The sequence below is a fragment of the Dyadobacter sp. CY345 genome, from assembly GCF_021502725.1.
GTDB lineage: Bacteria > Bacteroidota > Bacteroidia > Cytophagales > Spirosomataceae > Dyadobacter.
Genome location: NZ_JAKFFS010000002.1, coordinates 551,683 through 562,976, shown reverse-complemented (window position 1 = coordinate 562,976; position 11,294 = coordinate 551,683). Strand labels below are relative to the sequence as shown.

Below are 11,294 nucleotides of genomic sequence, written 5' to 3'. Positions count from 1 at the left end.
CATATATTTTATATGTTCATTGTGACGATCACTACAATCGACAAAAAAACCACAGTAATTAAAACAATCATTAAAATTAAAAGAGAAAATGAAAAAGTTATTATTAATAGCTCTTTGTGCGGTAGGAATAAGCTTCTCTGCATCAGCACAATATGACCCAGCAGTTCGTTTTGGTATTAAGGCAGGTGCAAATTTATCCAACATTGCAGGAAACGATTTGTCACTGGGATCAGGAGGAAATGCATTCGACTTCAAAGATAATTCAGATCGTACGTTAGGTTTTGTAGGTGGTGTATTCTTCCGTTTTGGACGTAATTTCTACGTTCAGCCAGAATTTTTGCTTTCTCAAAAAGGTGCTAAATTCAACTTTGATAACTCAATAAACGACGATAAAGTAGACGTAAGGTTTTCAAACCTGGATGTTCCTGTACTTTTCGGTGTACGAATCGCCAAGTTTTTCAGAATTAACGTTGGTCCAATGGCATCATATCGTCTGTCTAGCAATGGCAAATTAGGTGATTCATTCGAACAAGCTACGAATACTGATTCAAGAGCGGAATTTAACAACCGTCTTGCATTTGGATACCAGGCGGGTGTAGGTTTTGACTTTGGACGTTTAAGTCTTGATGTTCGTTATGAAGGTAACTTCAACGATATCGTGAAAGTTAATTATGATAACGCGACTACGGCAGCACAATTTGGCAAGAAAAGCAATTTGTTTCAGGCAACTTTGGGTTTCTCAATTTTCTAAGATACCAAATACCTGATATAAAAGTAAAAGAGAATCATTCACTGAATGGTTCTCTTTTACTTTTGTGCGTATAACATTTCTTAATGAACCCGAGCGGGAATAATTGGGAAGTTAGGGATTTGAAGTATATAGACTAATTTTGCAGATCATTTCAATTGATATATAGATACCGCGGATCACTTTCTGAAATTTTACGTTTCAGGGTACCATGGCTTTCTAACATTTTACCTTCTTTATTGTGGCTTTAAATACTGACAACGTACGACTGGTTTTTGGACTAAAACTAAAACAGCTCCGCCTCGACAAAGGTCTGTCGCTGAGTGAGCTTTCCCAAAAGTCGGGCTTGTCAATTTCCTATATCAATGAAATTGAAAAAGGGAAAAAGTATCCGAAATCAGATAAAATAATTGCACTTGCTGCGGCGATGGAAGTGGATTACGATACGCTCGTGTCTCTAAAACTTAGCAAAAGGCTTGAACCAATTTCTGAACTTTTAAGCTCAAATATCCTTACTGAACTTCCGTTAGAGCTTTTCGGAATCGATCCTGCCAGTTTGCTGGAACTGCTTTCCGATGCTCCTACTAAAATCAGCGCATTCGTTGGGACGCTGATCGAGATTGCGAGAAATTACAATATGTCTGTTGAAAAATTCTATTTCTCAGCATTGCGTACTTATCAGGAAATGCACGACAATTGTTTTGAGGATATCGAAGAAGAAGCTGAGCGTTTCATGCTGGAACGAGATATTCCGGCAGAAAAACTTTTGGATGAAAATTATCTCGCCGAAGTGCTCCGGTCAGAATATAATTACAAGATTGAAAATATCAACGAAAAGGCCAATCCTGAATTTGCAAGTGTGCGCTCGTTGACCATCACACGGCCACAAGGCAACAGGCTCCTGATCAATACGCACCTTTCTTCTGTTCAGCGTGCGTTTATATATGGAAGAGAAATCGGTTATGTTTATTTGAAACTTAAAAACAGGCTGCATACCACGGCGCTTGTCGAAGCAGAATCGTTCGAACAATTGCTGAATAACTTCAAGGCGTCCTATTTTGCCAGTGCGATTATCATCAAACGTAATATCCTTATCCCCAGATTAAGAGAATTTTTTGAACTAAAAACCTGGCAGCCTGAAAAACTGGTGGCTATGGTGGAGGAATTCAACACTACACCTGAGTCTTTCTGTTATCGGCTGAGCAATGTTTTACCAACACACTTTGGCATCAAACAGATTTTCTTTTCGCGCTTCAATAATTTCGCCGGACAGAATTTATTTGAGATGACAAAGGAGATGCACATTTCCAGAAAGCACAATCCGCATACGGTTAAAGATGAACATTATTGCAGGCGGTGGATTGCACTGACCGTACTGAACGATCTTGCTGAATCAATTAAAAATAAAACCTATACCAACACCATTTGTGCGGCGCAAAAATCAAGATATATTGATACGCAGGATAACTATTTGATCGTCAGCTTTGCCCAGCCGACTGCCACGACACCGAATCTGAACGTGAGCGTTTCCATGGGTGTTTACCTGGATGAACACACTATCAAAACAATAAAATTTCTGGATGATCCCGAAATCCCTTCACGTGATGTCAATGAAACCTGCGAAAGATGTTCACTTTTCGATTGTAGGGAGCGGATTGCTGCGCCAGTAATTTTACAGAAAAAACACAAAAACGAAGAACTTAGAAAAGCGCTTAGGAGGTTGATTAATTAATTCGATTGCATAAGGGTAACGATCAAGATGGTTGTCTAAGCACTATGAATTAAGAAACAATTATTTTGAGAAGTGGAAATCCATATTAGAATATTCTTAAAAAGCAGAATTAGTATATTTGGGTTTACCAACCGTTCTATCTTTGTTAAATTTTTGCAGACATCACTATGCCCGGCACTTACGAATTTGAGGATTTTCTATTAAAACTGTCTACACCGTTTTATGTATCCCTGATTTGTCTTGAAATAGTTATAACCTATCGGTCGCATAGGGTTTCTTACAGTGTTAAAGATACTTTTACGAACGCTGTACTGATGTTGCTCAATGGTAGCGTTGATTTGCTTTTTCGTGCTGCATATATCGGGGTTTTAATCTGGTTTTATAATTACAGAATTATTGAGCCGATTGAAAATCCATACATTTACTGGGGAGCTCTTTTCCTGCTTGAAGACCTGGCTTTTTACACACTTCATTATGTCGATCACCATAGCCGTTTATTCTGGGCAGTTCATGTAACGCATCATTCTTCCGAACATTTTAATCTTACCACAGGATTCCGTTCGTCTGTTTTTCAGCCGTTATATCGTTTTTTATATTTCATCCCTTTGGTATTGATCGGATTTAATCCGGCGGACATTGTGATTATGTACTCTCTGACACAGATTTACGGCATTATTGTACATACAGAATATGTCGGAAAACTTGGCTGGCTCGAATATATTTTGGTTACACCCTCACACCACCGTGTGCATCACGCCAGCAACATTGAATATCTGGACAAAAATATGGGCATGTGCCTGATTATATGGGACAGAATGTTTGGCACTTTCCAGGAAGAATTACCTGCCGTACCTGCTCGTTACGGACTAACAAAACAGACCGAAACGAATGGTTTGACGGAAACTATTTTCCATGAATGGAAAGAAATCAAAAAAGATTTTGAGCAGCCGATCGATATGAAAACCAAACTCAAATATCTGATAAAAGCTCCTGGCTGGTCGCCTGACGGATCAAGGCAAACGAGCAAGGAGCTTCAAAAAGAGATTTTAAGCAAAAATATTTGATTTATTTAAACGCCGGATTACCCGTTATTTCTGCGCCTAAAATCAGTAAATGGATATCGTGTGTTCCCTCATAAGTCATGACAGATTCTAGGTTCATCATGTGGCGCATAATTGGGAATGAATCCGTGATCCCCATCGCACCAAGTATCTGGCGGGATTCTCTGGCCACCTGCAAAGCCATTTCCACATTATTCCTTTTTGCCATTGATATCTGACTTGTCGTAGCACGTGAATCGTTCATCAACGTCCCCAAACGCCAGGATAACAATTGCGCTTTAGTAATTTCAGTTAGCATTTCAGCCAGTTTTTTCTGAACCAACTGGAAGGAGCTGATCGGTTTATTAAACTGAAATCTTTCTCCCGAATATTTAAGCGCCGTTTCATAACAATCCAGGGCAACGCCGATGGCACCCCAGGCAACGCCAAAACGCGCGTGATCCAGACATTGTAAAGCCGCTTTAAGACCAACAGCATCCGGCAAAATATTTTCTTTTGGGATAAGTACCTTATCAAAAATCAATTCACCGGTAGCACTCGCACGAAGCGACCATTTTCCGTGAATAGTTGCTGTCGTAAAACCCGGCATTCCCCTGTCTACGATAACACCCTGCACACGGCCATCTTCATTCCGCGCCCAAACAACTGCAATATCAGCAAACGGGGCGTTTGAAATCCACATTTTCGAACCATTCAGCAAATAGCCTCCCTGAGTTTTGGATATCGTTGTTTTTAAACCTCCGGGATCCGAACCATAATCCGGCTCCGTCAGACCGAAACAGCCCAGAATCTCTCCTTTACCCAGTCCCGGCAGATATTTTTGCTTCTGCTCCTCAGAACCAAACTGATAAATCGGCCACATGACCAGTGAACTCTGAACAGAAACCGTTGAACGCATGGAAGAATCGCCACGCTCAATTTCCTGGCACATCAATCCATAACTGACATAATCCAGTCCGCCGCCGCCATATTCCCTAGGAATTGTGGGACCAAAAACGCCAAGCTCACCAAATTTTCGCACGAATTGCAGCGGAAATTCTGCCCTTTGCGCATATCCTTCAATGACTGGTTTTATTTCAATATCACAAAATTCCTTTACGACCTGAGTGATCAAGCGCTGCTCTGGCGTTAGCAACTCCTCTATTTTAAAAAAATCAGTGGTTAGCATGGTGTAGTTCGTTTGATGAGGATTTCAAAAGTTACGACTTTAAAACACAAAAAACCTTACCAAAAGAGCCAAAAGTCATTCTTCTCATCATTTTAATATTCAAAATTTGATTAAAATAGGGTAAAATCACCGGAGTTATTTTGTTACGGTGTATTATATTTATAGCAATCAAAATAAGATATTATGCCCTGAATTTAAACTGAGTAAATGACCAAATCCTTGGTTTTTAGAATTCAAACGACTTTACTGCCTATCAATCATGAGACCTGTTTTTCCACAAGAACGCCTTGACAGACTGAGAAATACCGAAAATCAAAAGTTCGAGATAACTAAGAAACAGAAATGGTCATTTGTATTTTTTATGTTAAATTCAAGTGCACTATATCAAATTGGTGTGATGTATGCAGAGTATTATTTCAACAACTCCCGTCTTCCTCTAAGTTATCATTTCCTAATTTGGATGGTAACTTCCAGTATAGCAGTTTTTATTGGATACCTGACTAAAAACAAATCTCTTCGGTTTAATAAAGTGTTAGCTGCACTGATTACGCTGGCGATGGTGCTCGTAGCTCTTTTTATCCCAAGACCTATCTCAGGTTGAAATAGGATTTAGTAAAATTCATTGTCTCGCAGAAATCGCCAGCATATACCAGGCCGCATGCGGAAGCCATTGTTCTGCCCAGCGCCAGTCATTGTCTTTACCTGTTTTTGCGTAAGACAAATTGAAATCAATATCATCTTCATCTTCCAGTCCGGAAGTAATTCCATTGGCGATTCCACCTGGCGCATTTGTATACTCAAAAGTTCCGAAAAAACCATACGCAGGATTGTTATGTCCCGACCCTTGCAGCATACTCGCGTCATAGGGATTCAGTCCTAAAATCCAGTTAAGCTGATTCAGCGCAAATTTTTCCAGATTTTCTTTGAATACCTTGTCATCAGCGAAAAGCGGCGCAGCTAAACGGGCAGCGGCAGCCATCGACGCAATCCGGGCATTTTCTCCCTGCCACCAGGGCGATGCGTCACTGCCGTGAGAAAAGAAAAAAGTCGCCTTCCTGCGCCCCAGCGTATCCTGCACAAACTGCCTGCTATATCCAAACGGATTTTTGACTTCAATGGTAATTTTAAGCTCATGAGCCAGAGATCTTTTAATTGCTTCTTTGATTTTTTTCTGGTTCTGTTCAGCAGCGAATGGGAAATAATAAATCAGACTTGTCACAGGGAAACCTGCGTCAGAAGGATGAAAAAACGGACGATCTTTATCATCGGCCCGCCAATAGTCGGTTTGGTTATCTCCGGAAACTAATCTGGCCAAAAGCTGATTAGCTCGTTCGGCGGCGGCTTTTGCATATATATCTTTCCCTGTTGCCTTCAATAATTCGGTTGCGGCGCTCAATGCGCAATAGTCGTCCACGATATTTTCCTTGCCATCATTGGTCATTTGCACATTATTTTTTTCGAGAAAATCGAACGCCCGTTCCGCAGCAATCAAATATTCTTTATTAGAAAACTCACCGGAAGTATCATATGCTGACGCCATCGCCAGTGCCGCAATGCTCACACCGCCACCCGACCGATAGCTTACCTGATAACTTTTCCAGTCATTTGATTTGTCACTGTCATTAAATGATTGGTCCTTATTTTGTTTGATCCGGTAACTCTGGTCTTCCGCTCTGATCACCCGGTCTTTTGCAAGTTTCCCTGGTCCGGGTGCCGAAACCGAGCGATAAAACGAGCCATTTTCAACTTGCATCCGTACTAAATAATCCGCACCATACATGGCTTCATCCAGTAACCTTTGATTATACTGACGAAAATCAGTACCTGTTTTTTGGGTTAATAAAGCATAGGTTTTGAATAAGCTCCATGCCGTTAATGAAATTTGCTGCGGATTGAAATAGGATGAAAAAGTAAGATGCGACAAATGTTTGCCATAATCTCCGGAAGCATCATACCAGCCACCATGGGCATCGATCGTATCTTTTGTTTGACCAGAAAGAACCAGGTGATGATCAGCCGCGTCCAGCAATCCGGAACTTCGCTGACCTTTAAAATAGTAAATTACGTTAGAAAGCGTTGACTGTTCAAGCACATTTTTACCGATAACAAACGGATAAGAAGCGGCTAATTTATTAGCGCTCTGAGCCTGAATAATATAGGAACCGTTTCCATTGAAGGCGCTGAAATCGATTGTCCAGAAAAGCCAGTTTTTCCATTTCCCAACCGGGCCGCTGAAAACCGGCTTCCCGGAAAAAACAACTTTTCCGGTCTCTGATTCGACCAATTTGAAAGAAGGAATGTTTATCTTTTTTTCACTTATAATAATGGCTTTTTTAGCCTGAGTACTTTCATAACCTATATGATTGGTCAGCACTTTAATGTTCTGCGCTTTAAGAAAAAAAGGAAAGAAAACGAGTGTCCAGAGGATTCGATTCACAAGAGGCGTATGTTAAGGTTCAGGATTTTTTGTTCCGCAATATTGGGACAAAATTTTACGTTCCAAAAAATCCTTATTTAAAATTCACTCTTCACTGGTAGTAAGCAACTTAAATTTCAATTAACAAGGGATTTTTTTGTAAATTTTAAACTTTTTATTCACCTTTATTATACTTATCTGCTACTCACGTAAACCTGACAAAACCATGAAAAAAAGTTATGCTTTTCTTACGTTGCTGCTTGTTTCGATTTGTATTTTATCATGTAATAAAGATAAAGATTCACCTTCCCCTTATACCAACATTGATAACCCGTTAAAGGCTGGCGAAATTTCAATTCCTGTCAAGGCAGACCCTTCTTTTGCATGGGCGCCGGCGGCAGGTTCCGTGAATTTGGGCGATTTGAAAATTGCCAATGGCCTTGAACCTTTTATGATCGCGATCGGCGACGGCAATGCTGCCGGCTACCGCGACGGAGGATTATATCGCCAGGGGCAACTTACCTCCTACCCTAATCTCGTTGCCAGACAAATGGGATTAACAAATTTTAACCAGGCGCTATTTGAAACCGAGAATGGAAACGGGACGGGTTATCTGGTCAGAGAAAAATCTTCTTCGATGCCATTTTTTCAGGAAGTAATAAATAATACCGCACGGATGGAGAAAGGTTCTGTTTATATGAAAACTTACAATGGAAAACCGGTAAACAATTTTGCTATCCCTGGAAGCGGAAACAATATTTTTTACCTCAATCCCAAACAGGAACTGGACCATTATGTTGATTTTTATAAGAACAATCCGATGCCAGCCAACCTTTCAAATATCAATTATTTATGGGATCATAAGCGACTGAATGCTTCTTTGATAGGTAGGTTTGTAGGTGAGGAATATGAATCTCTGAATGAATATGCTAAAACATTAAAACCTGATCTTGCTTTGGTCGAAAGCGGTCTTGATGTTTTGATTTCAGCAAATATAAATGGGGGAGGTGGGTATGGCGGAAGTACATTTACATGGGAACAGACCATCAGGAATTATCTGCAAGAAAAAGGAGCCAGGTATGTCTATGCAACTGTTCCTGATGTGATTGATTTCCCATATTTCCACTGGTTTTCTTACGAGACTTTGATGAAAAAAAATGGAAAAGTCATTGGTGTACAAGCCGAAAATACCGATCATCCCATGGCCGTTAACGCTGAATCACTTTTTTTACCAACCGCAACCGTAGTTAACTTCTACGATGGGTCAAACAAGAATTCAAATCTGACAGATATTGATGTAATAAGAAAAGCGGAAATAGCCCGTCCGAATCTTTATAATGATCTTTTGGTAAGATGGTCCAAAGAATACAATTACGGCGTTGTTGATTTTTATGTTGTTTATAAAAAAATAATGGCTGGTAATTACATTTCTGAGGACGGTTTTAAAATTGATCCTTCGTATCCAAATGGCAACTTTTTCTCAGCTGACGGCATTTACCCAACCGCAGTTGGACAGGCTGTGCTGGCCAATGAAGTAATCAAAGTTTTAAATACAACCTATCGGGCACAAATTCCATTGATTAATATTGGCAAGTATGCCATCGAAATGGAAAAGGTTAAGTAAAATTCTTCAAAACATCGCAAGCAAAAATTTCTTAACTTTGCATTATTAAAGGATAAATCCCTTTCAGATCAATGCAGCAGACATTTCAACTTACACTTTCACCAGAGGTTGCTCTGGACGATGACGCCTTTCGTCAGTTTATTAACAAAAAACTTCGTTTACGGCCCGATGATAACCCGTTTATCAGAAAAACCCGCCAGTCCATTGATGCCCGGAGTAGGCAGGTAAAGATAAATGTGCAGGCAGAAGTTTATATAAATGAATTACCGCCCTCACTTATTCAGACGCCTTTACATTATCCGGATGTAACCAACCGCCCAAAAGCGCTTATCGTTGGATGCGGACCTGCGGGTATGTTCGCAGCCTTACGTTTAATCGAATTAGGAATAAAACCGATCCTCTTCGAACGTGGTAAAGATGTCCGGGCAAGACGCCGTGATCTGGCGGCCATTAATAAGGAGCACATCGTCAATGCAGAATCTAATTATTGTTTCGGAGAAGGTGGTGCCGGGACCTATTCTGACGGAAAACTATATACCCGCTCAAACAAACGCGGAGATATACGCCGGGTGCTGGAAATATTTGTTGGCCATGGTGCTAATGAGCAAATTCTTATTGATACACATCCGCATATCGGCACCAATAAATTGCCGATGGTTGTCGCTGAAATGCGTAAAAGTATTCTGGAAGCAGGTGGAGAAATTCATTTCGATACGAAGGTTACCGACCTGATATTGGAGGGAAATATCCTGAAAGGAGTTATTACCGATGACAATACAGAACATATCGGAATTGGGGTAATCCTTGCAACAGGCCATTCGGCAAGAGATATTTATGAATTACTGGATAACCGGAAAGTTCTGATTGAAAGTAAATCCTTCGCTATGGGTGTGCGGATCGAACATCCGCAAAATGTGATTGACAAAATTCAATATCACTGCGAAACTGATCGTGGACCTTATCTTCCTGCTGCTTCTTATAGCCTGGTAACCCAAACCAGATATCAGGGCGTTCAGCGAGGCGTTTTCTCGTTTTGTATGTGCCCGGGTGGTTTTATTGTACCGGCGGCGACAGCTTCGGGCGAGGTTGTCGTGAACGGAATGTCTCCCTCCCGTCGTGATTCCCCGTTTGCAAACTCCGGCATCGTAGTTTCCGTTGAAGATATTGACATTGCACCTTACCGCGAGTTTGGTGCCCTGGCTGGATTACAGTTTCAAAAGGAAATTGAACAGGCTGCATGCAGTTTCGCAGGCGCCACGCAAACTGCACCTGCACAGCTGGCTACGGATTTTGTCAACAAAAAAATGTCTGGCCAGCTTCGTGAAACTTCTTACCAACCTGGTATAACGCCAGTCGATCTATATGAAGTACTTCCGTCAAACATCGCTTTCCCCCTCCGGGATGCGTTAACTGATTTTGGAAGAAAAATGAAAGGTTATTTGTCCGGAGATGCGCAGCTGATCGGAGTGGAAAGCCGCACTTCCTCACCGGTAAGAATCCCGAGAGAGCGCGACACTTGTGAACATCCTGTTGTGAAAGGACTTTTTCCGTGCGGAGAAGGCGCAGGTTATGCTGGTGGAATTATGTCTGCGGCCATGGACGGACAGCGTTGCGCCGAGCAACTTGTTGGCCTGTATGCTTCGGTTTAAATTTATCATTTGGCTTACAAAAAAATATTTAGTAACATTGTTAAACTCACAAAATCAGCCGGGGAATTAATAAGTAACCGTTATTCAATTAACCGGTTTACTTCGTGGAACCCAAATAATTCCCGTGAAACTCTAAGCTGATTTGTTCTGTTACTGGTATACTGACACTCAATAAAGTTAATTTTAATCGCCTCTATGGCTCAGGGATCTTTCTCGTTTTTTACGAATGAATTGCTTAAAAAATTAAAAGATCCACTTCCTGGTGAATCCGCTCACCAGTTCATGCAGTCAAGTTCCAAGCTCCGTCTTACGGTCAAGCCGAATGAACGGACTAGGAAGAGTGCCGTGCTTATTCTTTTTTATCCATACAAAGGGGAGATTTATTTCCCATTGATACTTCGTCCGGCTTACGATGGCGTGCATTCCGGGCAGGTTGCTTTCCCGGGAGGACGTTATGAAAGAACAGATGAAAACCTGATAAGGACTGCATTACGCGAAGCACAGGAAGAAATTGGATTGCGGCTGAACGATGTAAAAGTCCTGGGTATTTTAACGGAGCTGTTCATTCCACCCAGCAACTTTTATGTTTTACCAGTTGTAGCCGCAATGCCGTATCGTCCCGATTTTTTTCCTGATCCGCGGGAAGTTGAGGATATCTTTGAGATCAAATTAAGTCACATTTCCGATGTTTCAATCATTGGATCCAGCGAGATGCAGGTTCGCGGCGTCAATATCACTGCACCGCATTATGAGGTGAACGGATATAAAATCTGGGGAGCCACGGCCATGATGATCAGTGAACTCCTCACCGTGTTAAAGGCGGTTGATTCTGATGCCTGAAACTGGGAAATAATGTCTTTTTTTCGTATATTAGCGAGTATTTTAGTCCTGGCCAG

General features: G+C 41.2%; 9 protein-coding genes. 7 read left to right on the top strand and 2 right to left on the bottom strand.

Features of this window, described 5'->3' with window-relative positions; all coding sequences use genetic code 11:
• The first annotated feature begins 88 nt into the window (after positions 1-88).
• The 3 genes from L0657_RS12025 to L0657_RS12015 all read left to right on the top strand — a co-directional run bounded on the left by L0657_RS12025 (position 89) and on the right by L0657_RS12015 (position 3,544).
• Positions 89-751, top strand: a complete 663-nt coding sequence (locus L0657_RS12025; protein ID WP_235151044.1) for a porin family protein — start codon at positions 89-91, stop codon at positions 749-751.
• A 238-nt stretch (positions 752-989) separates the two neighbouring features.
• Complete coding sequence (locus L0657_RS12020) at positions 990-2,480, top strand: helix-turn-helix domain-containing protein (RefSeq protein WP_235151043.1); 1,491 nt, start codon at positions 990-992, stop codon at positions 2,478-2,480.
• A 167-nt stretch (positions 2,481-2,647) separates the two neighbouring features.
• Positions 2,648-3,544, top strand: a complete 897-nt coding sequence (locus L0657_RS12015; protein WP_235151042.1) for a sterol desaturase family protein — start codon at positions 2,648-2,650, stop codon at positions 3,542-3,544.
• Between the two features lies 1 nt (position 3,545).
• Here the strand turns inward: L0657_RS12015 and L0657_RS12010 are convergent, their stop codons facing one another.
• The gene (locus L0657_RS12010; protein ID WP_235151041.1) at positions 3,546-4,709 is read right to left on the bottom strand and encodes an acyl-CoA dehydrogenase family protein; all 1,164 of its coding nucleotides are present in this window, start codon (positions 4,707-4,709) and stop codon (positions 3,546-3,548) included.
• A 259-nt stretch (positions 4,710-4,968) separates the two neighbouring features.
• On the opposite strand from L0657_RS12010, the gene L0657_RS12005 reads away from it, so the two are divergent.
• Positions 4,969-5,310: a hypothetical protein gene (locus L0657_RS12005; protein ID WP_235151040.1), complete on the top strand. Its 342-nt coding sequence runs from the start codon at positions 4,969-4,971 to the stop codon at positions 5,308-5,310.
• 18 nt (positions 5,311-5,328) lie between these two features.
• On the opposite strand, the gene L0657_RS12000 is transcribed toward L0657_RS12005, so the two are convergent.
• Positions 5,329-7,146 carry a glycoside hydrolase family 9 protein gene (locus tag L0657_RS12000; protein ID WP_235151039.1) on the bottom strand — a complete coding sequence of 606 codons (1,818 nt, stop codon included), beginning with the start codon at positions 7,144-7,146 and terminating at the stop codon, positions 5,329-5,331.
• A gap of 205 nt (positions 7,147-7,351) precedes the next feature.
• On the opposite strand from L0657_RS12000, the gene L0657_RS11995 reads away from it, so the two are divergent.
• The 3 genes from L0657_RS11995 to L0657_RS11985 all read left to right on the top strand — a co-directional run bounded on the left by L0657_RS11995 (position 7,352) and on the right by L0657_RS11985 (position 11,238).
• On the top strand, positions 7,352-8,749 hold the full coding sequence (locus tag L0657_RS11995) for a hypothetical protein (protein WP_235151038.1): 1,398 nt from the start codon (positions 7,352-7,354) through the stop codon (positions 8,747-8,749).
• Positions 8,750-8,820: 71 nt separating this feature from the next.
• A complete protein-coding gene (locus tag L0657_RS11990; protein ID WP_235151037.1) occupies positions 8,821-10,398 on the top strand; it encodes an NAD(P)/FAD-dependent oxidoreductase in 1,578 nt (525 codons plus the stop codon).
• A gap of 195 nt (positions 10,399-10,593) precedes the next feature.
• Positions 10,594-11,238: a CoA pyrophosphatase gene (locus L0657_RS11985; RefSeq protein WP_235151036.1), complete on the top strand. Its 645-nt coding sequence runs from the start codon at positions 10,594-10,596 to the stop codon at positions 11,236-11,238.
• Positions 11,239-11,294: the final 56 nt, after the last annotated feature.